The 26,308-nt window shown below is 53.2% G+C and carries 24 protein-coding genes; 15 read left to right on the forward strand and 9 right to left on the reverse strand.

Annotated features, from left to right (window positions below):
- Positions 1-6 precede the first annotated feature (6 nt).
- From AACH44_RS19865 to ftsY, 6 genes are all read right to left on the reverse strand, one after another.
- Positions 7-774 carry a group II intron maturase-specific domain-containing protein gene (locus tag AACH44_RS19865; RefSeq protein ID WP_338659417.1) on the reverse strand — a complete coding sequence of 256 codons (768 nt, stop codon included), beginning with the start codon at positions 772-774 and terminating at the stop codon, positions 7-9.
- On the reverse strand, positions 771-1,394 hold the full coding sequence (locus AACH44_RS19870) for a reverse transcriptase domain-containing protein (protein ID WP_338659246.1): 624 nt from the start codon (positions 1,392-1,394) through the stop codon (positions 771-773). Before AACH44_RS19870 ends, AACH44_RS19865 begins: the two co-directional genes overlap by 4 nt.
- A gap of 512 nt (positions 1,395-1,906) precedes the next feature.
- Positions 1,907-2,764 (reverse strand): RNA polymerase sigma factor RpoH, encoded by an 858-nt coding sequence (rpoH, locus tag AACH44_RS19875; RefSeq protein WP_261849650.1) that lies wholly within the window; start codon positions 2,762-2,764, stop codon positions 1,907-1,909.
- 321 nt (positions 2,765-3,085) lie between these two features.
- The gene (gene ftsX, locus AACH44_RS19880; protein WP_261849649.1) at positions 3,086-4,054 is read right to left on the reverse strand and encodes a permease-like cell division protein FtsX; all 969 of its coding nucleotides are present in this window, start codon (positions 4,052-4,054) and stop codon (positions 3,086-3,088) included.
- Entirely contained in the window at positions 4,044-4,715 is a 672-nt protein-coding gene (gene ftsE, locus AACH44_RS19885) for a cell division ATP-binding protein FtsE (protein ID WP_261849648.1), read from the reverse strand. The genes ftsX and ftsE overlap by 11 nt, the downstream gene beginning before the upstream one ends.
- A gap of 5 nt (positions 4,716-4,720) precedes the next feature.
- A complete protein-coding gene (ftsY, locus tag AACH44_RS19890) occupies positions 4,721-6,118 on the reverse strand; it encodes a signal recognition particle-docking protein FtsY (protein WP_261849647.1) in 1,398 nt (465 codons plus the stop codon).
- A 349-nt stretch (positions 6,119-6,467) separates the two neighbouring features.
- Here ftsY and rsmD point away from each other — a divergent pair, with 349 nt between their 5' ends.
- Both rsmD and AACH44_RS19900 read left to right on the forward strand, forming a co-directional pair.
- Positions 6,468-7,043, forward strand: a complete 576-nt coding sequence (rsmD, locus tag AACH44_RS19895; RefSeq protein WP_261849646.1) for a 16S rRNA (guanine(966)-N(2))-methyltransferase — start codon at positions 6,468-6,470, stop codon at positions 7,041-7,043.
- A 29-nt stretch (positions 7,044-7,072) separates the two neighbouring features.
- Positions 7,073-7,348 carry a DUF1145 family protein gene (locus AACH44_RS19900; protein ID WP_161797826.1) on the forward strand — a complete coding sequence of 92 codons (276 nt, stop codon included), beginning with the start codon at positions 7,073-7,075 and terminating at the stop codon, positions 7,346-7,348.
- Positions 7,349-7,411: 63 nt separating this feature from the next.
- Here AACH44_RS19900 and AACH44_RS19905 read toward each other — a convergent pair whose 3' ends face one another.
- Positions 7,412-7,732: a DUF1820 family protein gene (locus AACH44_RS19905; RefSeq protein ID WP_005976419.1), complete on the reverse strand. Its 321-nt coding sequence runs from the start codon at positions 7,730-7,732 to the stop codon at positions 7,412-7,414.
- Positions 7,733-7,923: 191 nt separating this feature from the next.
- Here AACH44_RS19905 and AACH44_RS19910 point away from each other — a divergent pair, with 191 nt between their 5' ends.
- Positions 7,924-8,553, forward strand: a complete 630-nt coding sequence (locus AACH44_RS19910) for a lysoplasmalogenase (RefSeq protein ID WP_261849645.1) — start codon at positions 7,924-7,926, stop codon at positions 8,551-8,553.
- A gap of 91 nt (positions 8,554-8,644) precedes the next feature.
- Positions 8,645-11,011: a zinc/cadmium/mercury/lead-transporting ATPase gene (locus AACH44_RS19915; RefSeq protein WP_261849644.1), complete on the forward strand. Its 2,367-nt coding sequence runs from the start codon at positions 8,645-8,647 to the stop codon at positions 11,009-11,011.
- A 164-nt stretch (positions 11,012-11,175) separates the two neighbouring features.
- On the opposite strand, the gene tusA is transcribed toward AACH44_RS19915, so the two are convergent.
- Complete coding sequence (tusA, locus tag AACH44_RS19920; RefSeq protein WP_261849652.1) at positions 11,176-11,418, reverse strand: sulfurtransferase TusA; 243 nt, start codon at positions 11,416-11,418, stop codon at positions 11,176-11,178.
- Between the two features lie 216 nt (positions 11,419-11,634).
- Between tusA and AACH44_RS19925 the strand changes: the two genes are divergently transcribed.
- From AACH44_RS19925 to AACH44_RS19960, 8 genes are all read left to right on the forward strand, one after another.
- Positions 11,635-12,312 carry a 7-cyano-7-deazaguanine/7-aminomethyl-7-deazaguanine transporter gene (locus tag AACH44_RS19925; protein ID WP_261849643.1) on the forward strand — a complete coding sequence of 226 codons (678 nt, stop codon included), beginning with the start codon at positions 11,635-11,637 and terminating at the stop codon, positions 12,310-12,312.
- A gap of 285 nt (positions 12,313-12,597) precedes the next feature.
- The gene (locus tag AACH44_RS19930; protein ID WP_261849642.1) at positions 12,598-13,164 is read left to right on the forward strand and encodes a DcrB family lipoprotein; all 567 of its coding nucleotides are present in this window, start codon (positions 12,598-12,600) and stop codon (positions 13,162-13,164) included.
- A gap of 493 nt (positions 13,165-13,657) precedes the next feature.
- Positions 13,658-15,685 carry a type VI secretion system tip protein TssI/VgrG gene (gene tssI, locus AACH44_RS19935; protein ID WP_261849641.1) on the forward strand — a complete coding sequence of 676 codons (2,028 nt, stop codon included), beginning with the start codon at positions 13,658-13,660 and terminating at the stop codon, positions 15,683-15,685.
- Positions 15,682-16,479 (forward strand): DUF4123 domain-containing protein, encoded by a 798-nt coding sequence (locus tag AACH44_RS19940; protein WP_261849640.1) that lies wholly within the window; start codon positions 15,682-15,684, stop codon positions 16,477-16,479. The genes tssI and AACH44_RS19940 overlap by 4 nt, the downstream gene beginning before the upstream one ends.
- Entirely contained in the window at positions 16,479-18,473 is a 1,995-nt protein-coding gene (locus AACH44_RS19945) for a T6SS phospholipase effector Tle1-like catalytic domain-containing protein (RefSeq protein ID WP_261849639.1), read from the forward strand. Before AACH44_RS19940 ends, AACH44_RS19945 begins: the two co-directional genes overlap by 1 nt.
- Positions 18,473-19,180: a DUF2931 family protein gene (locus AACH44_RS19950; protein ID WP_425606663.1), complete on the forward strand. Its 708-nt coding sequence runs from the start codon at positions 18,473-18,475 to the stop codon at positions 19,178-19,180. The genes AACH44_RS19945 and AACH44_RS19950 overlap by 1 nt, the downstream gene beginning before the upstream one ends.
- Positions 19,181-19,219: 39 nt before the next feature.
- Positions 19,220-19,927, forward strand: a complete 708-nt coding sequence (locus AACH44_RS19955; protein WP_261849637.1) for a DUF2931 family protein — start codon at positions 19,220-19,222, stop codon at positions 19,925-19,927.
- A gap of 39 nt (positions 19,928-19,966) precedes the next feature.
- Positions 19,967-20,677, forward strand: a complete 711-nt coding sequence (locus AACH44_RS19960) for a DUF2931 family protein (RefSeq protein ID WP_261849636.1) — start codon at positions 19,967-19,969, stop codon at positions 20,675-20,677.
- Between the two features lie 85 nt (positions 20,678-20,762).
- Here AACH44_RS19960 and AACH44_RS19965 read toward each other — a convergent pair whose 3' ends face one another.
- Positions 20,763-21,971 (reverse strand): MFS transporter, encoded by a 1,209-nt coding sequence (locus AACH44_RS19965; RefSeq protein ID WP_261849635.1) that lies wholly within the window; start codon positions 21,969-21,971, stop codon positions 20,763-20,765.
- A gap of 128 nt (positions 21,972-22,099) precedes the next feature.
- Here AACH44_RS19965 and yhjD point away from each other — a divergent pair, with 128 nt between their 5' ends.
- From yhjD to AACH44_RS19980, 3 genes are all read left to right on the forward strand, one after another.
- Positions 22,100-23,116, forward strand: coding sequence for an inner membrane protein YhjD (gene yhjD / locus AACH44_RS19970; protein WP_261849634.1), 1,017 nt, complete (start codon positions 22,100-22,102; stop codon positions 23,114-23,116).
- A gap of 166 nt (positions 23,117-23,282) precedes the next feature.
- Complete coding sequence (locus tag AACH44_RS19975; RefSeq protein ID WP_261849633.1) at positions 23,283-24,215, forward strand: sugar kinase; 933 nt, start codon at positions 23,283-23,285, stop codon at positions 24,213-24,215.
- Between the two features lie 360 nt (positions 24,216-24,575).
- On the forward strand, positions 24,576-26,156 hold the full coding sequence (locus AACH44_RS19980; RefSeq protein WP_261849632.1) for a methyl-accepting chemotaxis protein: 1,581 nt from the start codon (positions 24,576-24,578) through the stop codon (positions 26,154-26,156).
- Positions 26,157-26,308: the final 152 nt, after the last annotated feature.

Consider the following 26,308-nt stretch of genomic DNA (forward strand, 5'->3'; position numbering starts at 1 on the left):
TTCATGTTAACTCTGGAACTGCCGTTGCTGCTCCACTAGTGATATCAAGCCGAGTCGTCTGAACTGCGCCGTCTTTATCGCATCATTCATGTGACTCGACCCCGCGTTCCACCACGCTCCTCGCTGGTTACTCGCCGACCTCCACGCTCGCTTTTCACACAAGCCCGCTCGCATTAGCATTCGGGCTCGCGTATACGTTCGTTTCCATTGCCGCCACAGTAGACTGCGCAGTTTACGCCTGACCCAGCCGTCAATCTTCTCCAGAACTCCTTTTACTTCCGTGTATCTGAAGTAGCTCATCCAGCCTCGCAGTATCGGTGTGAGTTCATTGATTACGCCTTTCACTGATTTCGTCGCGTGCCCTGTCGTCAGGCTACGGATCTTCTCCTTCAGCCTCTCGACACTGCTCCCTGCGATCTTCAGTCGGGTCTGTTTGTGCCGTGTCACGCTGTATCCCAGGAACTTACGCTCCCACGGTCGCGACACCGCACTCTTCTGCTCATTGACCTTTAGCTTCAGTATGTCTCTCAGGTACACCCTGATTGCCCTAAAGATATGCTCGCCTGCTTTGCGACTGCTCACGTAAATGTTGCAGTCATCCGCATAGCGACAGAAGCTGTGACCTCGACGCTCCAGTTCTTTATCCAGTTCATCCAGCAGAATGTTCGACAGTAGCGGCGACAACGGTCCGCCCTGCGGCATTCCCTTACCTCGCTTCTCTGTCTCGCACCCGTTCGTCATTTCCGCTTCAAGGTAGCGACGTATCAGTTTCAACAGCCGTTTATCCCTGACAGCCTCGCCAGACGTGACATCAAAATGTCATGATCCACCCGGTCAAAGAACTTTTCCAGATCCAGATCGACCACCCAGCGTTTCCCGCTTTGTATGTAGCGCTGTGCCTGTTGCACTGCCTGCCACGCATTGCGGTTACTTCTGAACCCGTAACTCGATTCGCAGAAGTGCGGCTCCACGACCGGACTGAGTTGTTGTGCTATCGCCTGCTGGATAAGCCTGTCCACTACCGTCGGGATACCCAGGGTTCTCACGCCGCCGTCCGGCTTTGGGATATCCACTCTGCGTATCGCCTGCGGCTGGTAGGCGCCCGTAATCAATGCCTGCCTGATACTCGCCCAGTTCTGTTTCAGCCACGGCTTCAACTCCGTCACTTTCAGGTTATCTACCCCTGCCGCGCCGTTGTTTTCCACCACGCGCTGATAGGCCAGCATCAGGTTCTCTCTCGTTATCACCGTTTCCATCGTCAACGGCATTTCCGCTTTCGTTTGCCCACCGACCGCCGTGGGGATTTCAGCACCCTCATGCAGCACTGACGGATACTGTCCGTCTCCTCTGCCGCTGGCCGCAGTGCTCTGCGCTTGTGCCTCATTAATTCCCATCGAGTATCGGTGTCCTAATCACGGTTAATCATGTTCAGCCCTTCATGCTGCCAGTTATGCAGCACTACTACGGCTTCGGCTGACTGCTGCACGTTCATCCCGTCGCCTCTCGACGCTCGGTAGCCCTGAAGCAAACGTGCAGCCCTCCCGGGGTAATTCGCGCGACCTTCCTGCTTATGCCTGTCAGCTTTACGTCACAGCGTTCTGTGCAAGTATTGGGCTTTGATGATATTTGCCACCTTACCCCGCTGTGCCGCCTAAACTGCTTCCTGTTCGTCAGGCCAGCATTTTGCCTTCAGCTTCCTTCAGATCCCACCTCGCGGTGGGCACCCTTGCCGTTCGGCTAACACTTCCCCTTGCCGGGTGTGTAGAGGACTTTCACCGCCAAGTCGCCCCTTGACCACTACAGTCAACGGACAGCGCCCGTCAAGGCGCTACGCGCCATGCCCGGCGCACAAACACAAAACGACCGGGCATTACCCGGTCGCTAGAGAAAGAGACGATGAGAGCGATTACGCTTCTATCGCCGCTCGCAGTTTTTTCATCGCATTCTTTTCTAACTGACGCACACGCTCGGCGGAGACGCCGTATTGGTCGGCCAACTCCTGCAAGGTGGATTTGTTGTCATCATCCAGCCAGCGGGCGCGGATAATATGCTGGCTACGTTCATCCAGCCCTTCCAACGCGTAAGTGAGCTTGTCGGCCGCATGCGTATCCCAGTTATCTTCTTCAATGCCATCGGCAAAGTCAGACGATTTATCCTGTAGGTAAAGCATCGGCGACATCGCTTTGCCGTCGTGAGAATCTTCTTCTGGCGTCGGATCAAACGTCATGTCCTGCGCCGCCATACGGGATTCCATCTCACGCACGTCTTTACTGGACACGCCAAGTTCACGAGCGACCAGCTCGACTTCGTCCTGATTAAACCAGCCGAGGCGCGTTTTCGTCTTCCGCAGGTTAAAGAACAGCTTACGTTGTGCTTTGGTGGTCGCCACTTTCACGATACGCCAGTTACGCAGCACATATTCATGAATCTCAGCTTTGATCCAATGCACGGCAAAAGAAACCAGACGCACGCCAACTTCAGGGTTGAAGCGACGTACCGCTTTCATCAAGCCGATATTCCCTTCCTGAATCAGGTCCGCCTGCGGTAGGCCGTAGCCGGAATAATTGCGGGCGACGTGAATAACAAAGCGCAGGTGTGACAGAATCAGGTGCTTAGCAGCCTCCAGATCGCCCTGATAATGCAGTCGTTCAGCCAGCGCCCGCTCTTCCTCCGCCGTCAGCATTGGATAGGCATTGGCGGCACGAATATACCCTTCCAGACTGCCCTGGGGAACTAAGGTGAAAGTTTGCATATCTTTGGTCATTCAACCCTCTCAGTTGTTCTACTCGTCATATTGCAGTCGGCTATCTTAGCACTGCTTCACCGCGTCGTTTTGCGCGAAAATGGCAAAATGCGGCACCTTAAAGCGTATTTATCGAATACCTTAAAATCCGTCTATTCAGACTGTGATTTCGCTCGCAAGTTCCCATCATTTTATTCACCTCATGCCAGAGATCAAGCAGGAGACAAACCAACGGTGAATCAAGGAGAAAGCACAGCGGGAAGGACAAAGAAGCGATGTCGCTGAGGAGGTTTCCCCTGCAATACGGTCTGAATTACAGGGGAAAATTATACCAGAAAAAGCTTACTGTGGTGTAAAACGACGTAAATGTTGTACCGTTGCCAGCCAGGCGGCCAGCCAGCCAATCATACCGGCGATTAACAGCAGCAGCAGGGACTCATCCCAGCTCAGCCCTTTGACGGCAAACGTCGTACCAAAGACGGCGGCAACCTGTGCCACCACCGCATCCAGCTTCCAGACCAGCGCCTGCGATAAAATCAGCGACAACACCGCGCCGCCCACACCCATCGCCGCCCCACCGTTCAGGAACGGACGCAGAATAAAGCCGTCCGTTGCACCAATCAGCTTCATCACGTTGATGGTTTCACGGCGGCTGAAAATACTCAGACGCACGCTGTTGCCGATGACCAAGAAGACGGCAACAATCATCAGGACACCAATCGTCGCGGAAATTTGCCCAACCAGATTGGTCAACGCCACCAGCCGCGCAAACCAGCTGTCGTCCATCCGCACTTCGTCCACACCCTGCGTCGCGGCCACGCGGTCGCGTAGCGTCGTCAGCGTAGTGGAATCCTGAAAACTCATTTTTGGCGTGACAATCGCGACAGCGGGCAGCGGATTTTCTTCCAGCATATCCAGCGCGCCGCCAAAGCCAGACCAGTTGCGGAACTCGCCCATCGCTTCATTGCGCGACAGATAATTGACTTTATCGACGCCGTCTTCAGATTGAAGCTGTGTGATGACTGCCTGCGCAGCGTTGTCATCCAGCGATTTATCCAGATATACCGTCAACTGCGGTGAGGGATACCACTGTGTGGCAGCCTGACTCACGTTTTTCCAGACCAGATAGCAGATACTGGGCAACGCCAGTGAGATGGCAATAACCATCACGGTCAGAAAAGTGGCAAGCGGCTGGCGCAGCATATCGGCCAGCGTATTGGTCCAGGCATAGCGCCACTGTTCCTGCCAGCCGCCGCGCAGTGCTTTCGCTTTTGCGACAGGCTTTTTCGCATTACGGACGTTATTCGCCATTGTGGTTTCCCCCCACCATGCGACCATCCGACAGCGTCAGCACACGGTAGTTACGGCGGGCGATCAGCCCAGTATCATGCGTCGCCATCAAAACGGTGACACCAACGCGATTGAATTCTTCAAACAGGCGCAAAATGCCTTCTGACAGCGCGTCGTCCAAATTACCCGTCGGTTCATCCGCCAGCAACACCGCGGGTTTGTTCACCACCGCACGCGCAATGCCCACACGCTGCTGTTCACCGCCGGACAGCTGGATAGGATAGTTCTTCGCTTTATCCAACAGGCCAACCTTGTCCAGCGCGGCGGATACCCGACGACGAATATCCTCACTGCTGGCACCCGCGATGATGAGTGGCATCGCGACGTTGTCATAGACCGTGCGCTCCATCAGCAGATGGTGATCCTGAAAGATCATGCCAATCTGACGCCGCAGAAACGGAACTTCACGTTTTTTCAGGCGGCTGATATTGTGGCCGCCAAATAAAATCTGACCCGCGCTGGGACGTTCAATGCCACAAATCAGTTTCAGCAGGGTACTTTTCCCTGCGCCAGAATGACCAGTCAGGAACGCCATTTCCGCTGGGCGCAGATGGAAATCCACCCCTTGCAATGCCTGACGCCCACCGAGGTAAGCTTTACTGACCTGTTCAAAACGAATCATCCGTTTTAATCCTCTCGGGCAAAAAGTGCCTCAATAAAATCGTCGGCCTTGAATGGCCGTAAATCTTCAATGCCTTCACCTACCCCAATATAGCGGATAGGAATCGCAAACTGGTCGGCAATGGCGAAAATCACCCCGCCTTTCGCGGTGCCGTCCAGTTTAGTTAAGGTAATGCCTGTCAGCCCGACCGCTTCATTAAACAACCTGGCCTGACTCACCGCGTTCTGCCCGGTACTCGCATCCAGCGTTAGCATCACTTCATGCGGCGCGTCTTCATCCAGTTTCTTCATCACGCGTACAATCTTTTTCAGCTCTTCCATCAGGTGCGCTTTGTTTTGCAAACGCCCTGCGGTATCGGCAATCAGAACATCAACGCCGCGCGCTTTCGCGGCCTGAATCGCATCGAAAATCACCGATGCCGAATCCGCACCGGTATGCTGCGCGACCACCGCCACGTTATTGCGCTGTCCCCAGACCTGAAGTTGCTCGACCGCCGCCGCACGGAAAGTATCACCCGCCGCCAGCATCACGGACTTGCCCTGTGCCTGGAACTGGCGTGCCATTTTGCCAATAGTGGTGGTTTTGCCCACACCATTAACGCCAACCATCAGAATGACATACGGCGTTTTACCTTCGATATTCAGCGGGGCGTCCACCTTAGCAAGAATCTCCGCCATTTCTTCTTTCAGCTTAACAAAAAGCGTATCCGCATCTTTCAGTTGGCGACGACTGGCGTGCTCCGTCAGGCTACCGATGATCTTACGGGTCGTCTCAACCCCGACATCGGCAATCAGCAGTTGTTCTTCCAATTCATCAAACAGATCGTCGTCGATTTTCTTACCGCGAAACAATCCGATAAATCCGGAACCGAGGTTCTGGCGCGTTTTCACCAAGCTGCGCTTCAGACGCGCGAAGAAGCCTTCTTTCGTCGGGCGTTCTTGTTCTTGCGCCACAACAGGCACGTCATTTTCCTGCTCTGCTCGCGCTTCCTGCGGCGCGACATCCAGCGCTGCATCAGCGACAACCGCGCTTTCGGCGATCTCAACCTGCGCGATCGGATCGACAACATCACGATCGAGAACCTCATGATCGTCTGGTGTAGTAATGACGGGGGCGGAAACAATAGGTTCAGCGTTGGCTTCTGGGACAACCACTGTCGGCTCGTCTGCCGTAACGGTCACCTCACGTTCGGCGACCGGCTGGGTCAATTCTTCCGCTTCAACCGTCACTTCTTCCGGCTGTGATTGCTCTACGCGTTGGTGAGTCGATGCGGCGGCATCTGGCTCTGATGCTATCGGCTGTTCTTCGACAACCGGCTGCTCTTGCGGTTGCTCTTGTTGTTTTTCTTCCTGTTTCCCGAGTCCCAGCCAGGAAAAAAAACCGCGCTTCTTTTCTTTTGACATGTACGATCGCGCTCCACGCTGCTCACCGCAGCGAATCAATCAATGAAAATCATATTTAAACAACAAGTTTAACACTTTCCTGCCGACAGCAACACGCAGCCAGCAAGAGCAATGGCAGACAATTCTCAGCGCTACCGACAATCTTCGTAACGAAAGGCACTGTCCGTAACGAAGTGTGTCAAACACAGTGCGTTACCGAAAGCCCGCAGACAGCACAAAATTTTGGCTTAAGCGCCTTAACGTCCATCTTAACATTCCCTCTACACGTAACCGCCGTTAGAATAGCGCCAGAAATTTCCTGCCCGCACCCACACCATGATGATGCGGCACAACAATAACCCTGTGAGCTATGGCTAAAAAAAATGCATCGTCAGCCGCCGGACAAATCCGAATCATCGGTGGTCAATGGCGCGGCAGAAAACTCCCGGTTCCTGATAGCCCCGGTTTACGTCCCACCACCGATCGCGTGCGGGAAACCGTGTTTAACTGGCTGGCTCCCGTGATTCAACAAGCGCGCTGTCTGGACTGCTTTGCTGGCAGCGGCGCGCTCGGACTGGAAGCGCTGTCCCGTTATGCGGCTCATGCCACATTATTGGAGATGGAACGTGCAGTCTCTCAGCAATTAACGCAAAATCTGGCGCTGCTTCGGGCGGAAAACGCCGAGGTGGTCAATACTGATGCCCTGAGCTGGTTGGCGAAGCCGGGTACGCCGTTTGACGTCGTGTTTCTCGACCCACCGTTTCGCAAAGAACTGCTGAACAACACGCTTGCTCTGCTGGAACAACAGGGCTGGCTGGCTCCAGACGCGTGGATTTACGTGGAAACCGAAGCGGAAAATGCGCAACTGGCCATCCCAGAAAATTGGCAACTGCACCGTGAAAAAATTGCGGGTCAGGTCGCCTACCGTTTGTACATCCGCCAGTGATCTTCGCAGCGACGTAAGGGTAAGAGATGATTTTGATTAACCTTGGCAGATTATTGATGCTGGGCGTGTGGGGATTTTTGTTGCTTAACCTGATTCAGCCATTTCCCAAGCCGTTGAATATCTTCATGACCGTGGCGATGGTATTTATGATCCTGATGCATGGTTTTCAGCTGCTGCTGTTAAAATCCAGCCAGCCGAAAGATAGCCCGGCGCTGAACCGTGCGCTTCAGGCACGCATTTTCCTGTTTGGCGTGTTTGAACTGCTGGCGTGGCAGAAAAAGCAGCCTAAGCCACCGAAGCCGTAATCGCTCCTGGGCACAGCGCATCAATACTGTGCCCTTTCGCCTCACAGGAGGCGCAGCGCAAAATCAGGACTTTTTACCGGGAAGGTAAGGGAACGCGGTGACGTTATCGCCTAAATCAGAAATGCGAGCGCTGCCTTTTTCCGTCACGGCATCAATACGAATGATCGCCTGCAAAGGGATGAAGCTGCGGCTAACGCCGGAGAATTCCGTTTTTAGCTTCTCGGTTGAGGGATCAACCAACACCGTAGACTGGCTATCAAACACAAAATCGGCAATTTCAATAAAACCAAACAGGCTGCTTTGCACCAACTCACGCACATAAAGCTGGTAGTTCTTACCGTTATTTATAAATTGAATACGATAAAGTGCGGATTCATTACTCATTCAACACAATGCTCCCTTCAAGACTTCACGGCGCCCATCTACAATAAAAACAGGCGATAACATACCATGAAGCTCACGAAAGGCGCATCCGTCTCACACCGTGTTGTTTAACTTCCTCACAATCCCCTACACTGAATAAAGAACGGTTTATTTTTATCCTGACACAAACAAAAACACAAAAAGGACACGCTATGCTTTGGTCATTTATTGCTGTGCTTTTTTCTGGTTGGTTGTATGTAGACGCCAGCTACCGTGGTCCAACGTGGCGGCGTTGGTTATTCAAACCCGTCACGATGCTACTGCTGCTGGCGCTGGCCTGGCAGACGCCGCTACTTGGTGTGCCGGGCTATTTGATTGTGCTGGGGCTGCTGGCAACGCTGGTTGCAGACACCCTGCTGTTGCTGCCGACTCAGCGCCTGCTTTACGCATTTGGCGCCTATTTCCTCTCCCATTTGCTGTACACCATTAGCTTTTTTACCGGACAGATTTCACTCACATTCTTTTGGCCGCTGGCTTTAACGCTCGTTATTCTGGCCGCGATCCTGATCGCTATTATCTGGGGACGATTGGACGCACAACGCTGGCCTGCCTGCGCCTTTATCATCATGACAACGCTGATGGTCTGGATTGCCGGCGAACGGTATTTTGCGCTGGGGACAAACGCAAATTTCGCCCTGCTGACGGGCACCGTACTGCTGTTTATCGCCCATGCAGCCTGGCTGATTCACCATTACCGTTTTCCGTTCCGAGCCCATCAGGCGATTGTCGCGGCAGGCTATTTTGGCGGCCATTTCCTGATTGTTCGCTCCCTCTATTTCTGACGTTCGCGGCACTCACGAAAATCTGGCTAAGCATTGAGCGGCGGTGTAAAGTTCCTGATAAGAATAGCTATCACTAACCTAGGAGGAAGGCATGCACTCTCATCAACATAACCACAGCGCTGAGAAATCAGCTTGCTGCAATAACAGCGTTCATCATGCGCCACGTAGCACTACGCACAGCACTAAAAGCTGCTGCAACGAACACGCGCAGCATTCAAACCACGCCGACCACAGTTGCTGTTCAACCAAACACGCGTCTGATGCCATGGTGAAGGCCGCAGGTGGCACAGAGCAGCATTCGTCAGACAGTGGCGGTAGCGCGGATTCTGACGACCCCGATGGTGGCGACAGCGACAGGCCCCGATCCCACCAGCGTTTCAGTTGGAAAATCAGCGGGATGGATTGTCCCAGCTGCGCACGTAAAATCGAAAATGCAGTAAAAAATCTCACCGGAATTGAAAAAGCCAACGTGTTGTTCTCCACCGAAAAACTGGTGGTTGATGCCTACACCGATATTCGCCCTCAGGTTCAACATGCCGTTCAGCAAGCGGGCTTCACCCTGCAGGACACCGCACTCCCCATTGCACCATCTGACACGTCTATCTTACGTCGTTTCGTGCATGAATATGGTTTCTTAATACTTTTCACTTTGCTGGCTGCTGCAAGCTGGGGACTTTCCCTGTTAAGCGAGCGCGGCGGGCAGATTGCGTTTATCGCAACCACGATTGTCGGGCTGGTTCCGATACTGAAAAAATCGATACAGCTCATTCGCTCCGGTACACCCTTTGCAATCGAAACGCTAATGAGCGTGGCCTCCATCGGGGCACTCTTGATTGGTGCCACCACCGAAGCCACGGTTATTTTGCTGCTGTTTATGCTGGGCGAATATCTGGAGTCTTACGCTGCCAATCGTGCCCGGCGGGGTGTAACGGCACTGATGGCGCTACTTCCTGAAGACGCCACGGCAATCGTCAACGGGCAGCGTCGGCTCGTTCCCGTAGCGAGTCTGATCCCCGGCGATGTGATTGAAGTCGCTCCCGGTGGGCGACTCCCTGCCGATGCGGAGCTATTGAACAGCGACGCCAGCTTTGATGAAAGCGCCCTGACTGGCGAATCGGTTCCCGTTGAGCGTACGCCGGGTGAAAAAATTGCCGCTGGCAGCCTGTGTGTCGATCGGGTCGTGCAGTTGCGTGTGGTTTCACAGCCGGGCAACAGCGCCATCGACCGCATTCTGCAACTGATAGAAGAGGCGGAAGAGCGCCGTGCGCCGATAGAGCGCTTCCTCGATAAGTTCAGCCGTTACTACACACCGGCCATCATGCTACTGTCGCTGCTGGTGATTCTGGTGCCGCCGCTACTGCTGGCGCAGCCGTGGCAAGAGTGGATTTATCGCGGCCTGACGTTGCTGTTAATCGGCTGTCCATGTGCACTGGTGATCTCAACGCCTGCGGCGATTACGTCTGGGCTGGCTGCGGCAACGCGCCGTGGAGCACTGATTAAAGGCGGTGCGGCGCTGGAGTCGTTGGGCAGTATCAAGACCATCGCATTCGACAAAACGGGTACGCTGACGGAAGGCAAACCGCAGGTGACGGACGTGTTACCCGCAACAGGCATTAGCGAAACGGCGCTGCTGACGCGTACCGCCGCGGTGGAATCAGGTTCGCACCATCCGCTTGCCAAAGCGATCGTTCAGCATGCGTTGTCCACGAGTACATTCCTGCCGATGGCGGAAAACCGCAAAGCGCTGGCAGGTGTCGGCGTTGAAGGCACGATAGGCGGCAAACGGATTCAGGTTAGCGCCCCAAGCCGCATCACACCCAATCTGCTTGATGCCGACGGATTGCAACGGGTTGATGCACTGGAAAGCGAGGGGAAAACCGTGGTGGTGGTGCAAGAAGACGACAGGCTGCTCGGTCTGTTGGCGTTGAGCGATACATTACGCCACGATGCGCGTGAGGCGCTGGATGCCTTACAACAGTTAGGAATTCGTGGTGTCATGCTCACGGGCGATAATCCCCGCGCGGCCGCGGCCATCGCAGCAACATTAGGGATCGATTACCGGGCTAGCCTGCTCCCTGCCGATAAAGTCACGGCGGTCAGCGAGTTGAGCAAGCAGCACCCTGTCGCGATGGTAGGTGACGGCATCAACGACGCGCCAGCAATGAAAGCCGCAACCATCGGCATCGCGATGGGAAGCGGTACGGATGTGGCGCTGGAGACGGCCGATGCCGCCTTAACGCACAGTCGTCTAACCGGGCTGGCTGCCATGATTAGCCTGTCGCGGGCGACGCAGCGTAATATTCGCCAGAACATTACCATCGCGCTGGGGCTGAAAGCGGTATTTCTGGTCACCAGTATTCTGGGCATTACCGGGCTGTGGCTCGCAGTGCTGGCGGATTCTGGCGCAACCGCGTTAGTCACCGCCAACGCGCTGCGACTGCTGAGAAAACAGGACTAATAGCGGTACACGGTGCAACACCGCTCACCAAGTAATTCTAATACTCTAAATAATTCGAGTTGCAGGCAGGCGGCGACACAGTGAATCCCCGGGAGCTTACATCAGTAAGTGACTGGGGTGAGCGAGGAAAGCCAACGCACCTGCGGCTTGAAGTATGACGAGTATTAACCTTTGCGCAGCAGATAACGGTAAGGAAGCTGTTCAGTCTCCTGCGCCAGAAGCTCATGCTCCATATACACGCAAAAACCGGGAATATCGCGAGTGGTGGCCGGATCGTCGGCAATAATCAGCAGCGTTTGCCCGGTTTCCATCTGGCGCACAGCCTTACGCACCATCATCACAGGCTCAGGACAGCGCAGCCCCTGGGCATCAAGGGTTTTATCCGGGTTGGTAAAGGGATCGGTCATCAACGTTCTCAGTACTGGAATCAAAAAACCGCCTTAGTTTACGCGCAGGATTTCCCGACGCAAGCGACGACAACGTTTGCGCATAAAACAACCATCCTTTCCTGACAAAACACATTGCATTAGCAAAGCAATTGCGTATTATGCCGCCGCGTTGCAGCATAAATCTGCACGTTATCTCTTGGGTTCCCTAACCCCAATAACCAAAAAGGTCACATTATGTATCGTTTTACTCCCCAGCAGCGGCTTACGGCGCTGATCTGGCTATCGTTGTTCCATGTCCTGATCATTACGTCGAGTAATTATCTGGTCCAGCTCCCGGTATTGATTTTCGGTTTTCATACCACTTGGGGCGCATTTACCTTTCCGTTTATTTTTCTGGCCACTGACCTGACGGTACGGGTTTTCGGTGCGCCGCTGGCGCGTCGTATCATTCTGACCGTAATGGTGCCTGCGTTGGCGATCTCCTATCTGGTGTCGTCACTGTTTTATCAGGGATCGTGGCAATCATTCGAGGCGCTGAATCAGGTCAATATTGTCGTGGCACGTATCGCCTGCGCCAGCTTCATGGCGTATGTTCTCGGCCAAATTCTGGATGTCCACGTCTTCAACCGGCTACGTCAGAAACGCGCATGGTGGGTCGCTCCGGCTGTGTCGACCGTGTTTGGTAATTTCAGCGATACGCTGGCCTTTTTCTTCATTGCATTTTATCGCAGCACCGATGCCTTTATGGCAGCAAACTGGGTAGAAATTGCGATGGTGGATTATGCTTTCAAAGTGTTGATCAGCCTGGCCTTTTTCCTGCCGATGTACGGCGTCATGCTGAACATGGTGCTTAAACGCCTGAGTGAACAAAAATATTCGACGGACTACCACTCCTTCAGCAGCCACCATTAATGCCGATCGTTTAAGAAACGAGATACCGGGGGCTACCACGGTGCGAGGTATCCCTGCGGGAACCTCATCACCGCGTTTCCCCCTCGACCCACGCTTAAGCGAGTAGCATTATCCATTTACGCCGCCTTTTCTCCTTAAGTCACTCATCGCTTTGTAAAAAAACGCAGGTATCAAGAACGGTTTGCAACAACAAAACGCTTGTTTTTGCTATCTGAATAGGGTGCCATACTGTTATTACCTATTTAAAAACGATTATCTGTTTCAAAAACGAGAGAAAGGGAACCTATGTCGAATGTAATCAAATACCTCGGTGTCGGCTTGCTTGTCGGCCTGCTTGCTGCCTGTGATGGCAAAACGGATGACGCTGCAAAAGCGGGCGCACAAGATAAACCAGCCGCAGAAGCTACCGCGAGCCAGAACATTGAGTTACTGGATGGCAAGGTGGCGTTTACCCTGCCAGCCGATATGCGTGATCAAAGCGGTAAAGTCGGTACGCAGGCGAACAACATGCACGTTTACGCCAATGACAATGGGCAGAAAGCGGTCATCGTGATTCTCGGTGATAACACCACAGAAGAGCTGACCGTGCTGGCACAGCGTCTGGAAGACCAGCAACGCACGCGTGATGCCAATCTCCAAGTCGTCACCAACAAAACCATCGACGTTGACGGCAAGAAGCTGCAACAGCTCGACAGCATTATCACCAGCAGCGGACAGCAGGCTTATTCCTCTGTGGTGTTGGGCAAAGTGGAAAACCAACTGCTGACCTTGCAGATCACGCTGCCAGCCAGCAATCAGCAACAGGCACAGAGCGAAGCGGAAGGCATCATCCACACGCTGAAGCTGAAATAATCCCGCCCTTTCACCCGTCTCTTAATCAACAAATCCCCAGTTCATTGGGGATTTGTGCTCCTGCCAGCTTAGCTCTTAACCTGAGAAACACAGCATCACCCTACCTATGCCGAAATGGGGAAAAGATCAGACCTCTTTCTATGCACCTCTTTTATTTAGATATAAAATTATTTCAATACTAATCAATTGATTAAATTGTTTTTAATTCTTTCTTCGTACTATTGCGTTTCCATTTCACCTGCTATCTTTTACTCATCATTTTTTATCAATGGACTCATGCCAAGGATGTCGCAGGGAACATTTTCATTATTCTGCCTACTGCTCCCCTTCCATCATACGTTTGCCCACTGCGACGTGAACCCCTCTTTTAAACGTAATTCTCATCCCACTTAGGTTTGCTAGGTATTTCATTTTTCATCAGGGTAGCGGCGGAACGCGTCGGCACGTGCGGCACCGTGGCAGCAGGATAAGAATAACAATAAGGAGAAAGCCAGTGGCAAACAGTACAGGATTACAGTTCACCGTAAAGGTCGGTGCGTTAGAGGCAGGCACCTTTGCGGTGGTGGATTTCAGGCTGGATGAGGGACTGAACCGGCCCTTCAGCCTGGCGCTAAGTCTGGCGAGCGCGTTGCCAGATGTGGATTTTGGCGCGGTGCTGGATCAGCCGTGCGAGCTGATGATTTGGTATGAAGGTGAACTGAAGCGCCGGGTCAGCGGAATTGTCAGCGGCTTCACGCAGGGCGACACCGGATTCCGGCGCACGCGCTATCAGATGGACGTCCGCCCGGCGCTGTGGCGATTGGGATTACGTACCAACGCCCGTATCTTTCAGGCACACAAACCAGAAGCGATTATCAGCATTCTGCTGGAAGAGGCGGGCATTAGCGACTACGCCTTTGCGCTGCGCCATGAACACGCGCCACGGGAATACTGCGTGCAGTATCGGGAAAGCGATTTGGCGTTTGTCACCCGTCTGGCGGCGGAAGAAGGACTGTATTTCTTCCTCGAATACGAAGAAGGAAAACATCGGCTGGTGTTTGCCGACGATGCGGGGGCGCTGACCAAAGGCCCCGAGCTGTTCTTCAATCTGGCGACACAGGGGCTGAGCGAAGGCGAATATGTCCGGCGTTTCCACTACGCGGAACGGGTAAGCACAGCCGAAGTCGAGCTGAAGGATTACAGCTTCAAGACGCCGGCTTACGGGCTGTCGCACAAGAAGATGAGCGGTGAGCTGGCGCACCAGCGTGAAAGCTATCAGCACTACGACTATCCGGGTCGTTATAAGCACGACCCGAGCGGCAAGGCGTTCAGTGGCTATCGGCTGGATGCGCTGCGGGCTGGGGCGGTGACGAGCGAAGGGGAATCCAACTGCGCCGGGCTGATGCCCGGCAACACCTTTACCCTGACGGAGCACCCGAATGCGACGCTGAATACGGTATGGCAGACGGTAAGCGTGACGCACGTCGGGCAGCAGCCGCAGGCGCTGGAAGAGGAAAGCGGCGGCGAACCGACCACCATGAGCAACAGCTTTGCGGTAGTGAAAGGCACAACAACGTGGCGCGCGGCCATGCCCTACAAACCGATGGTGGACGGCCCGCAAATCGCGACGGTGGTTGGCCCGGCAGGGGAAGAGATTTATTGCGACCAGTATGGTCGGGTAAAACTGCAATTCCCGTGGGACCGCTATGGCGCGAGCAACGACCAGAGCTCGTGCTGGGTGCGGGTCAGTCAGGGCTGGGCAGGTGGCCAGTACGGCATGATCGCTATTCCGCGCATCAGCCATGAAGTGATTGTCAGTTTCCTTGAAGGCGACCCGGATCAGCCGATTGTGACCGGGCGTACCTTCCATGCCACTAACCGCCCTCCTTACGACCTGCCAGCGCACAAGACGCGTACCGTACTGCGCACGGAAACGCATCAGGGAGAAGGATTCAACGAGCTGCGTTTTGAAGATCAGGCCGGGCAGGAAGAGATTTACATTCACGGGCAGAAAGATCTCAACGCGCTGATTGAAAATGACGTCGTCTGGCACATCAAACACGATGCGCATACGGATATTGATAATGAGCGCGTGACCCGCGTCAAAGCCAACGATCATCTGACGGTTGAAAACGAGAAACGTGACCATGTTAAAGGGGATCTCTCACTGACCGTCGATGCCTCAATGCACCAGAAACTGGGGCAGGCTTTGCTGGTTGAGGCGGGTCAGGAAGTACATGCGAAAGCCGGCGCTAAGATAGTACTTGAGGCTGGCGCGGAGTTGACGCTGAAAGTTGGGGGAAGCTTCATCAAGATCGATCCCAGCGGCGTGAGCATCATTGGTCCGGCTATCAATATTAACTCTGGCGGCAGTGCTGGCAGTGGCTCAGGGTGGGCAGGTCAGATACCTGCGCTACCGGGTGGCGTGGCAGTACCTCCGGCCCCACCCGCAACGCTACCTGCCCCTGCCATTCATAAAAGCATGGAATCAATGTCTCCGCTTGTTAAGCCTTGCCCGCTCGCAACGGGAGGTAAAGCATGAGCCTGAATACCTGGCGAGCAGAGCATGAAGGGACACTCTTTGCGATCGTCGATGGGGCGGCGGATGACTCGGCGGTGGCGCGTTTCTATGAACTCAGCGAGGGGGAAGCTTTTCCGCTCTTTGCTGGTACGTCGTTTAGTGATCAAGCTGCGCTCGGTCCTTGGCTGCTCGCGAATCCGTCTTCCGCATTCGTGGCGAATTCCGCCGCGCTGAGTGGTTTTTATCTGGTCAGCGAACAGCCAGCTGACGTGGTTCGCCGTCACTGGCAAAGCCTGATACAGGTGATCCGTGAAGGGGAAGTCGTCTGGTTCCGTTTCTCTGAACCTCGTATCTTCCTGCCGATGTTCTGTGCCATGAGCCCAGCAGAGCAAGATGCCGTTCTGGGGCCGTGCAATGGACTCTGGATCAACGGCAGCGGGTTTACGCGTAATCCTGATACCCCATTTTCCCCCTCGTTAGAAATGCCCTGGTTTCATATTCGTCCGCATCATCTGGCGCCGCTGTATGACGACGAACGCCACGCCTATATTCTTCGTCGGCGTCTGTGGCAGGTCATGACAAGCATGATGGAGCGCCATGCAGATCCGGCAGGCACGATTTTGCCGGTTCTCAGGCAAGCCAATGCGGAAAAGCTTCAGGAAGATGTGCTTGATGGCGTAGTGGCGGGAGTCTTGGCCTTGCAGGTCGGGCTTTCTCTGGAGAGTATTCGTGCGCCGCTGATGCTGACTGAAGCAGAATTCGCTCAGGTCAACCACTGGATGGTGCAGCATGATGAGTTGATAGGAGTTAACTGATGGCAGCCGATCCTTACTGTATTCCCTGCGAACGCTACGATAACTGGATAGAAATTGATATTCGTGATGAGCATAACCGTTCGTTTAAGGGGCTGAAAGCGACACTGACTGACGAGACAGGAAAGTCCAAAACGGTGACGCTCAACGACAGGCCGACGCTGGTTCACGGTTTTGCGGTTGGCCCGATAACCGTGAAACTGGAGACGCGACCCTGGCTCAAGGCGGCGCAATCGCGTGAGGTATTGAAGGAAGGGCAAAGTGCCGTGCCTGGCTATGTGGCAGAGAAACTCGGGCATGAGGAAACCCCACGTGAACATGTTAAGGCCACCACGGGCGACCTGTGCCTGACCGCACCTGAACGGCCATTGCCAGAAGCGCATCAGGAAGGAAAAGCAGGCGGTGTCCGTTTCTTTACCAAACATTCCTATGTTGTCGAGGTTAAAGGCTACCAGATCAATGTGCTGCGCATTGGCGTGTTCTTTGATGGCACGGGAAATAACACCTATAACGCCGAGTCCGGCCTTAAAAAAGTGGAGCAGTGGCTGGCAGAAACCTGTTCCGATCCGGCACAGCGGGAGAAAGAACTGCGGGGCTGCCAGATGGGGCAACTCCCGGTGAGTGACAGTGCGGCGAATGACATTACTAATGTGGGGAAACTGTACGAACAATATATTTTTGGGGCAAAGACATTAAGTGCCCATAGCTATATCAGTGGTATTGGTACCCGCGATCCGGTAGCCGGAAAGGATGGTATGGAATACCAAACGGACGATATGCTGACAAAGGCGGTAGATATCGATTTTGGTGGTGAAAATACCTCCATCGTTGGCAAGGTGAACCTGGCCTGTGAACAAAAGATTGTTGCTGCGATTAAACGTGATTTAAGGGAGATATTACCTAATATTGATTGCATCCATCGTATCGTGTTCGATGTGTTTGGTTTTAGCCGTGGGGCAGCCGCGGCGCGGCATTTTGTTAACGTCATCGACCAAAAGGCCGATCACCCGCTGGTGCGGGCAGTGGCAAGTACACCCACAATCCGTCTTAAAGCCGGGTTTGACTGGGCGGATCGGGATGATGTGCGCATCGCCTTTGTCGGGATTTTTGATACGGTTGCCTCATCGTATCATCCCAGCGTCAACATCCGTTTACGTGACGATTGTGCCGAACGGGTCGTGCATTTAACCGCGCTGGATGAGGTGCGAAAGCACTTCCCCTTAACTCGCGTCACGCCTACCGCGATTGGTACCAGTATTCCCCCGCACTTTACCGAACTGGCACTACCGGGTGCGCACTCCGATCTTGGCGGCGGGTATTACAGCCGCTGGAGCCTGCCGAATCCAAACAGCGATCCGGCTCTGACGGAGTGCCTTGAACTGGAACGCTTTATGTGTGAAGAACTGGTTTCTACGCCGGATACAGAAAGCCGCGCCTATCGTCAGGCACGCGCCTATGCCGAAGAGAAAATTGCGCAGGGCTGGGTTGATCGGCTTCATCCGCATTTGCAGCGTGCGGCCATTCCCCCTGTAGGGGCAATCAGCTTGATCCCCTATTCGTTTATTCGACTGAGTAGGAACGGTAATGTAGGGCATAAAAAGTCTGTGTATGTAGAGGTCATGATGAGCCGCGTGGTGGAAGGGGAATATTCCCGCATTCCGCTCCATATGATGATGGAAGCGGGGCGTGCCGTTGGTGTGCCGTTTAAGGCGTGGGACCCCACAATAAGTGGACATACTCTTGAGTCTGGAGCCATCAAATTGCCAGCGGTAAATCTGGCTAAATTGGATGAGATCTGGGCGTTAGCCGCAGCGGAAAAAGGCGTGATAAAGAACCTGGGCCAGCAACTCTCTGCGGCGGTTTATCGGGCGTTGCGCCATGACTATATACACCGCAGCGCTAGCAATCAGGGCATCGCCAGCCCGGCGAAGACCAACAAACAAGAAACCACCGTGAGCAAGGAACGGCGGCATATCATCGGCAATCAGGAGGCATGATGCTTAGATATTTTATTATGGCGGTGGGGCTTTGTGTTTCATTGGCTGCCTGTGCGACAACACCTGCGATCTCGGCTTTTGCATGGAGTTATGGTTCAGGTAGCAATGTCGATAGTTTTTGTACGACGAAAGCTACTTTTTATCATAACGGGAAAATCGTATTCAGTTATCCCGGTGGGGGATGTAACGCTGGTGCACCGTACAAAGATATCATTGATAGAAAATATTACTGGGCGGGAGGAGGGGGTCTACCTACTGATGGCGTACCTATCCCTGACAAGGCTTCAATAGAGATGGTGTCCTTCTACGATCGCAAGCGTTACCGCATCACAGTGAATTTACCGGCAGATTTAGCCCAACAAATGCAGCAGCGCTATCAGGTTGGTGAGCGAATAGACCAACGCAACTGGCTCTATTTTGGCCTGGCACCCGGAGGCTATTATGAGGTGCTATTGTTTGGAGATTTACTTGGCGTCAGCCCAGATCTCTTGCTCGCCCGTGGCATCGCCGAAGAGGTCACTGATAATTGGTACGATAAAAAATTCCCAATAGGCGTAAGCCAATACACGGTGACGCTCCAAGATTTCGACAAAGAATACGGCGAGCTATTTAAACAGCACCCTATCCCATTAGGCATGGACTGGGCACCGATCATGGATGCCTACCGTGCCAAGCAACCCAAAACGGATCAGCAGCCGGTGAAGTAATAGCAAGGAACGGCGGCATATCATCGGCAATCAGGAGGCATGATGCTTAAACAATTTATTATATTGCTGGGGCTATGTGTCTCATTGGCCGCCAGTGCGACAACACCTGCGATCTCGGCTTTTGCATGGCGATATGGTTCAGGTAGCAATATCGATAGTTTTTGTACGACGAAAGCTACTTTTTATCATAACGGGAAAATCGTATTCAGTTATCCCGGTGGGGGATGTAACGCAGGTGCACCGTACAAAGATATCATTGATAGAAAATATTACTGGGCGGGAGGAGGAGGTCTACCTACTGATGGCGTACCTATCCCTGACAAGGCTTCAATAGAGATGGTGTCCTTCTACGATCGCAAGCGTTACCGTATCACGGTGAATTTACCTGCTGATTTAGAACAGCAGATGAGGTCGGTTTATCAAATTCAGGAACGCTACGATCGCCGCAATCGCCTGTATTTTGGTCTGGCACCCGGCGGTTATTATGAGGTGGTCTTGATGGGGCGCGGACTTGGCGTCAGTCCCGACCTATTGCTTGCCCGTGGCATTGCCGAAGAGGTCACCGATGACTGGAGAGATAAAGTAATACCTTTAGAAAAACAATATGAAAAGCGTTGGGCTGATTTCGACAAGGAATACGGCGAGCTATTTAAACAGCATCCCATCCCATTAGGCATGGACTGGGCACCGATTATGGATGCCTACCGTGCCAAGCAACCTAAAACGGATCAGCATCCGGTGAAGTAATAGCAAGGAACGGCGGCATGTGATCGGCAATCAGGAGGCATGATGTTTAGATCCATTATTATGGCCGTAGCGCTATGCATTTCGCTGGCAGCTTATTCAACCCCGAGTCCAAGGGATGCGGTTAGCTGGAGTTATGGTACTGGCAGTAATATCGATATCACTAGCAATACTCGAACAGAGTTTTATCGTGATGGGAAACTCGTTTACGCCGATCGTGAGGCTGGTGGCGGGGCTGGTGGACAGTTGAGTGACCGGATCACTGGCAAGCGCTACTACTGGGCGGGAGGAGGAGGATTGCCTACCGAGGGCGTCGTTGTTCCTGACCGAGCATTGATAGAGATGGTGTCCTTCTACGATCGCAAACGTTACCGTATCACAGTGAATTTACCGGCAGATTTAGCCCAACAAATGCAGCAGCGCTATCAGGTTGGTGAGCGAATAGACCAACGCAACTGGCTCTATTTTGGCCTGGCACCCGGTGGCTATTATGAGGTGCTCTTATTCGGGGATTTACTTGGCGTCAGTCCCGACCTATTGCTTGCCCGAGGCATTGCCGAAGAGGTTAACGATGATTGGAGAGATAAAGTAATACCTTTAGAAAAACAATATGAAAAGCGTTGGGCTGATTTCGACAAAAAATACGGCGAGCTATTTAAACAGCATCCCATCCCATTAGGCATGGACTGGGCACCGATCATGGATGCCTACCGTGCCAAGCAACCCAAGACGGATCAGCAGCCGATTAAATAACACGATATCACTGGTGCAACAGACTCGACGAGGGTCTGTTGCGTTGCCTTCTGGCGATCGGGAGGCATGATGTTCAGATATTTTATTATGGCCGCCCTCCGCCTTCTGCCGTGCGCTGCATCAGTCTCCACGTCAGCGCCAGACCGCCTAGCCCTAATAGCGCCGCTGCCAGATAAATAGAAGCAATACCGGTATAGGCCATCAGTACGCCCGCCACCGGTCCGACGATACCCAGCGATAAATCGAGGAATATCGTATAGGTTGCCAACGCGCTGCCCTGATTCTGCGGTGATACCGCCTTGACGGCGACAACGCCTAATGCCGGGAATACCAGAGAGAAACCCGCCCCTGCGAGGAACGCACCGACTTCTGCCATCAGCGGCTGCGTCGCTCCCCAGACCAGTAGCAACCCGACAATCTCAACCACAAAGCACGCCATCGCCACGCGCAATCCGCCAAATCGCTGAATACTGTTAGGAAACACCAGCCGTGCGCCGACAAAGGCACAACTGAAAATGGTCAGCGTCAGCGCCGCACCTTCCCAATTCCGATCGGCATAAAACAACGTGATGAAGGTGGCGATCACACCAAAACCCGCAGAGGCAATCGCCAGAATAATCCCGTAAACCCAGACTTTCCCCAGCACTTCGCGGAAGGGAATCTTTTTCCCCGGTGCGACCTGCACTGCGGGGCGCGGCAGCGCGAAGATAATTGCCACCGCTGCGATCAGAATAATGCTCACAGAGAGCAGTTTTAACCCACCAATATGGTTGAGCCAGACGCCGAGCGGTGCGCCAATTGCCATCGCGCCGTAAGTCGCAATGCCGTTCCATGAAATCACGCGGCCGATGTGCCGGGAACCGACTACGCCAACCCCCCAGAGCGTTGCGCCTGTACCGGCAAAGCTCTGTCCGGCGCCTAGCACAACGCGCCCGAGGCACAACAGCAGCAGCGTGATGGCGGGAAAGCCGTCACTAAAAGCAGCGAGCAGGTAAAATACCCCGCTCAGCATGACGCCGACCAATCCCCAAACGACGATGTTCTTCGGCCCTTTTTCATCCGCGCTGCGGCCCGCATGAGGGCGGCTCACTAGTGTGGAGAAATATTGCAGGCTGATGACCAACCCAGCCCAGAATGCGCTATAGCCGAGGTGGTCATGCACATACCCCGGCAGTACCGCCAGCGGCAGGCCAATATTCAGATAGCTGGCAAAGTTGAAGGCCACAATCGAAACGATGCGTAAATTGAGGCGCAAACCGTTCAGCGCCGGTTCGGATGGGGAAGGTGTTGGCATGGAAAATTCACTCGCTTAACGTCCGTGTATGACGCACGTTCAGAAAATATCGAAAAGTAACATTCTTATATTGTTGGTTATAATCAACCCTATGCTACTAAATTAATCCCGAACACAGGAGAAACGCAATGCCTGTACCGGCAGACCCGGAACGTCAATCAACATCGTCAACCCCAGAAGGGGATACATCGCCACAGAAGCCCCTCTCGTTTCTGGGCAAAAGCAAACGTCTGGCCGCACGAATTCAGGCGATCCCCAGCGTGGCACACCTGATTCGCGCAGGCGAACGTTTCAACGATCGGATGGGCAACCAGTTTGGCGCGGCGATTACCTATTTTTCCTTTCTGTCGCTGATCCCTATTCTCATGGTGTCTTTTGCCGCCGTGGGCTTCGTGTTGGCCTCCAACCCCGACCTGCTGACGGGGCTGATTAACCGAATCGTCAACAGTATCAGCGATCCCAATCTGGCCAATACGCTGAAAAGTACCGTCAACACCGCCGTGCAACAGCGTACCACCGTCGGGCTGACCGGGTTGCTGATCGCACTCTATTCCGGTATCAGTTGGATGGGAAACCTGCGTGAAGCGATTCGCGCCCAATCGCGCGACGTATGGGAACGGAACCCGAAAGATGAAGAGAAGATTTACTTTCAGTACACGCGAGATTTCCTGTCGCTGACCGGTCTGGTCATTGCGCTTATCATCACGCTTTTCCTGACCTCCGTTGCGGGTACCGCGCAAAATATGATCGTCACCGCGTTGGGGTTGGATGGCATCGAGTGGCTACGCCCCGCGTTAACGTTGATTGCCTTGTCAATCTCCATCTTTGCCAACTACCTGTTATTCCTATGGATATTTTTTGTTTTACCGCGTCATAAGCCCAAGCGAAAAGCGCTCTTTCGCGGCACGCTGATTGCCGCCGTGGGTTTTGAAGCCATCAAATTCGCGATGACCGTCGCGCTGCCTAAACTGGCCAGTTCTCCTTCAGGAGCCGCGTTCGGGTCGGTCATTGGCCTGATGGCGTTCTTCTATTTCTTCGCGCGCCTAACGCTGTTCTGTGCTGCGTGGATCGCAACGGCGAACTACCAAGGCGATATTTCGACAGACCAGAACGAGCAAGAGAAAGAACCGCCCTCTCCTCGCTAAAAACAGCGGGAAAGCGCTGGTTTTCCGATCTGCGTCATGAAAAAATAAAACATCGTTTTAAGGCTATTGACTCAGTCTCACGTAATGTTGAGACTGAGGTTAATTTCGCGTTTTTATACCCTAATAATTCGCGTCCCAGGGTACCTTTTCAAACAGGCCAAAAGTGATGACAACAACTAACATTGCCGTAATCGGCGAATGCATGATCGAACTGTCGCAGAAGGGCACGGATCTTAACCGTGGATTTGGCGGCGATACGCTGAACACTGCCGTTTACATTGCCCGTCAGGTAAACGCTGAGAAACTGGGCGTGCATTACGTGACCGCACTCGGTACCGATAGCTTCAGTACCGAGATGGTTGCCGCCTGGCAAAACGAAGGGGTGAAAACCGACCTGATTCAGCGGCTGGACAACAAACTGCCCGGTTTATACTTCATTGAAACCGACGATAGCGGCGAGCGTACATTCTACTATTGGCGCAACGATGCCGCTGCTCGCTACTGGCTGGACAGCCCGGAAGCAGAAAAAATCGGTCAGGCGCTGGCTCAATTTGACTATCTCTACCTGAGCGGCATCAGTCTGGCGATTCTGAACGCCGAAAGCCGTCAGCGTCTACTCGCCCTACTGCGCGCCTGCCGCGCCAACGGCGGTAAAGTGATTTTTGATAACAACTACCGCCCACGCTTGTGGCAGAGCAAGGAAGAAACGCAACAGGCCTACACCGACATCCTGTCCTGTACGGATATTGCCTTCCTGACGCTGGATGACGAAGACATGCTGTGGGGTACGAAGCCGCTGGAAGCCGTGCTGGAACGGACGCACGGTTTGGGCGTTAGCGAAGTGGTCATCAAGCGCGGTGCCGATTCCTGCATCGTGTCAGAGCGCGGACAAGAGTTGGTTGATGTCCCTGCAATAAAATTGCCAAAAGAGAAAGTGGTCGATACCACCGCAGCGGGCGACTCCTTCAGCGCGGGCTATCTGTCAGTACGCCTGAACGGCGGCAGCACGCAGGAAGCGGCACAGCGCGGTCACCTGACGGCCAGCACAGTCATTCAATACCGTGGCGCGATCATCCCGCTTGACGCGATGCCTGCGTAAACGGTACGAAATAGAGTACATTCACTCTCATCATGATAGAAGCAACCATGATGAGAGGATTACCGATAATCTGAAGCGAGCATAAGGCTCGCTTTTTTTATCTTTCTACTTCGTCCGTTTCCATTGCCAGAGGGCGGTTTTATTCCCGCCAATTTCCCGCTGCAACAACTCAACACGCGGATTAATTTTTCATTACAATTCATACACAATATTTTTAACATTCATGCATTTTTGCATTCAAGAGCACTCTGCCACTTGTCGATATTCTTCATGTACGAGGTTAATTTCGTCATATTGCAGATCATGCCGCAAGGCCATCTGTGTTTACAGCATCAGGCGGTTATAATTTGAGAGCAATCTATGAATAGATGGAGTGTTAAAAAAAAGCTGGCAATGATGATCGCGGCAATCATTATCTCTTTTATGATATTGGCTGCATTTTTGCTTTCCCGCCAGACTGCCACCACGGCAGAATTACAACGTTTGTATGAAAAAGACTATCAAGCTGCATCCATCATCGGCCAGATTGATGGTCTGCTTACTCGTGTGGATATCAATATCCTCCGAATGATCGCTATTGGCGATCCGGCATCAATTGCTGCCTGGAAAAACCAAAACACCGAGAATTTTACCAAGGTAGAAGCCCTGCTAAATAAGCTAAAACCCATTATTGATAGCAGTATGACGTCATCTTTTGACGGATTAATATCATCGTATACGTTAATGCGTAAAGGGATGGAGCATCAGGTACAGGCCGTTGAGTCTGGCGATATAAAAAGTGCCAGCGAAATTAATAAAAATGAAGTTAAAACACCTGCGGATAAAACATTTGGTGAATTGTCTGCATTGAAAAAATCTCAGGACGAATTAGCAAACGAGAAGGTTGTTGAGCAACAACATATTGATGTTACTACTCGTATCATCTCACTACTCGCTGCTGGCATCGTTACGCTAGCATCGGTTGTGCTGGGTGCTGTGATTCTACGCAGCTTGCTTCGTCAACTGGGAGGAGAACCTCTAACAGCGTCACAGGCCGTCAACCTGATGGCACAAGGCGATCTTTCGAACCCGATCCCAGTGAAGGAGCACGACCATGTAAGCCTGCTAGCCCAGTTGAAAGAGATGCAATCGTCCTTATCAGGGATAGTCACCAGTGTTCGCAGCAATGCTGAAAGTCTGGCGACCGCCAGTATCCAGATCTCTCAGGGCAACCAAGACTTAAGTCAGCGTACGGAAGAACAGGCCAGCGCACTGCAACAAACCTCCGCCACAATGGAACAGTTAGGCTCCACAGTCAGCAATAACGCCGAAAACGCACGTCAGGCTAATCAGTTGGCATCTGGTGCATCAACACTGGCAGCGGAAGGTGGCCAGATGGTCGAACGCGTGATAGCAACCATGAAAGACATCAACGATAGTTCGAAAAAAATCTCGGACATCATCAATGTGATTGACAGCATCGCCTTCCAGACGAATATTCTGGCGCTGAACGCGGCAGTTGAAGCCGCACGTGCAGGTGAACAAGGGCGTGGATTTGCGGTTGTCGCATCCGAAGTGCGCAATTTGGCACAACGCAGTGCCAATGCCGCCAAAGAGATCAGCACATTAATTACCAACAGCGTCGGACAGGTTGAGCAAGGCAGTCGATTAGTGGATGAAACGGGAGCAACCATGACGCGGATTATGACTGCTATCAATCAAGTGACTGATATCGTGTCCGAAATCAGTGCATCAAGTCTGGAACAGAGTTCAGGGGTGAAACAGGTGGGACAAGCCATCACCCAGATCGATACCGTCACGCAGCAAAACGCCGCACTGGTGGAAGAGAGTGCCGCCGCAGCGGAAAACCTGAAAGAACAAGCCCAGCAACTTGTACAAGCGGTCGCCGTATTTCAGGTGACACAAACCGCCACTCAACCGCGTTTGTATTTGGGAATGTAATCACCGCCAACACGATAATCACTGACGTTCACGGATGTCAGTACCATCCGTGTTAACAAACTGCGGCGGCGCCAAGTCGTGTAGAAAAACGTGGCGCCGCCGAATAAACTGGCCTGAGAATCATACGGAAAAAATCGTTCCCACGGCCTTCG

The organism is Pectobacterium araliae, from assembly GCF_037076465.1.
Taxonomy (GTDB): Bacteria; Pseudomonadota; Gammaproteobacteria; order Enterobacterales; family Enterobacteriaceae; genus Pectobacterium; species Pectobacterium araliae.

Bases quoted from the DNA above. Each gene is read 5' to 3' on its own strand.
- AACH44_RS19870 (WP_338659246.1), bottom strand. From the start codon at position 1,394: ATGGGAATTAATGAGGCACAAGCGCAGAGCACTGCGGCCAGCGGCAGA.
- rpoH (WP_261849650.1), bottom strand. From the start codon at position 2,764: ATGACCAAAGATATGCAAACTTTCACCTTAGTTCCCCAGGGCAGTCTG.
- ftsX (WP_261849649.1), bottom strand. From the start codon at position 4,054: ATGGCGAATAACGTCCGTAATGCGAAAAAGCCTGTCGCAAAAGCGAAA.
- ftsE (WP_261849648.1), bottom strand. From the start codon at position 4,715: ATGATTCGTTTTGAACAGGTCAGTAAAGCTTACCTCGGTGGGCGTCAG.
- ftsY (WP_261849647.1), bottom strand. From the start codon at position 6,118: ATGTCAAAAGAAAAGAAGCGCGGTTTTTTTTCCTGGCTGGGACTCGGG.
- rsmD (WP_261849646.1), top strand. From the start codon at position 6,468: ATGGCTAAAAAAAATGCATCGTCAGCCGCCGGACAAATCCGAATCATC.
- AACH44_RS19905 (WP_005976419.1), bottom strand. From the start codon at position 7,732: ATGAGTAATGAATCCGCACTTTATCGTATTCAATTTATAAATAACGGT.
- AACH44_RS19910 (WP_261849645.1), top strand. From the start codon at position 7,924: ATGCTTTGGTCATTTATTGCTGTGCTTTTTTCTGGTTGGTTGTATGTA.
- AACH44_RS19915 (WP_261849644.1), top strand. From the start codon at position 8,645: ATGCACTCTCATCAACATAACCACAGCGCTGAGAAATCAGCTTGCTGC.
- tusA (WP_261849652.1), bottom strand. From the start codon at position 11,418: ATGACCGATCCCTTTACCAACCCGGATAAAACCCTTGATGCCCAGGGG.
- AACH44_RS19925 (WP_261849643.1), top strand. From the start codon at position 11,635: ATGTATCGTTTTACTCCCCAGCAGCGGCTTACGGCGCTGATCTGGCTA.
- AACH44_RS19930 (WP_261849642.1), top strand. From the start codon at position 12,598: ATGTCGAATGTAATCAAATACCTCGGTGTCGGCTTGCTTGTCGGCCTG.
- AACH44_RS19940 (WP_261849640.1), top strand. From the start codon at position 15,682: ATGAGCCTGAATACCTGGCGAGCAGAGCATGAAGGGACACTCTTTGCG.
- AACH44_RS19945 (WP_261849639.1), top strand. From the start codon at position 16,479: ATGGCAGCCGATCCTTACTGTATTCCCTGCGAACGCTACGATAACTGG.
- AACH44_RS19950 (WP_425606663.1), top strand. From the start codon at position 18,473: ATGCTTAGATATTTTATTATGGCGGTGGGGCTTTGTGTTTCATTGGCT.
- AACH44_RS19955 (WP_261849637.1), top strand. From the start codon at position 19,220: ATGATGCTTAAACAATTTATTATATTGCTGGGGCTATGTGTCTCATTG.
- AACH44_RS19960 (WP_261849636.1), top strand. From the start codon at position 19,967: ATGATGTTTAGATCCATTATTATGGCCGTAGCGCTATGCATTTCGCTG.
- AACH44_RS19965 (WP_261849635.1), bottom strand. From the start codon at position 21,971: ATGCCAACACCTTCCCCATCCGAACCGGCGCTGAACGGTTTGCGCCTC.
- yhjD (WP_261849634.1), top strand. From the start codon at position 22,100: ATGCCTGTACCGGCAGACCCGGAACGTCAATCAACATCGTCAACCCCA.
- AACH44_RS19975 (WP_261849633.1), top strand. From the start codon at position 23,283: ATGACAACAACTAACATTGCCGTAATCGGCGAATGCATGATCGAACTG.
- AACH44_RS19980 (WP_261849632.1), top strand. From the start codon at position 24,576: ATGAATAGATGGAGTGTTAAAAAAAAGCTGGCAATGATGATCGCGGCA.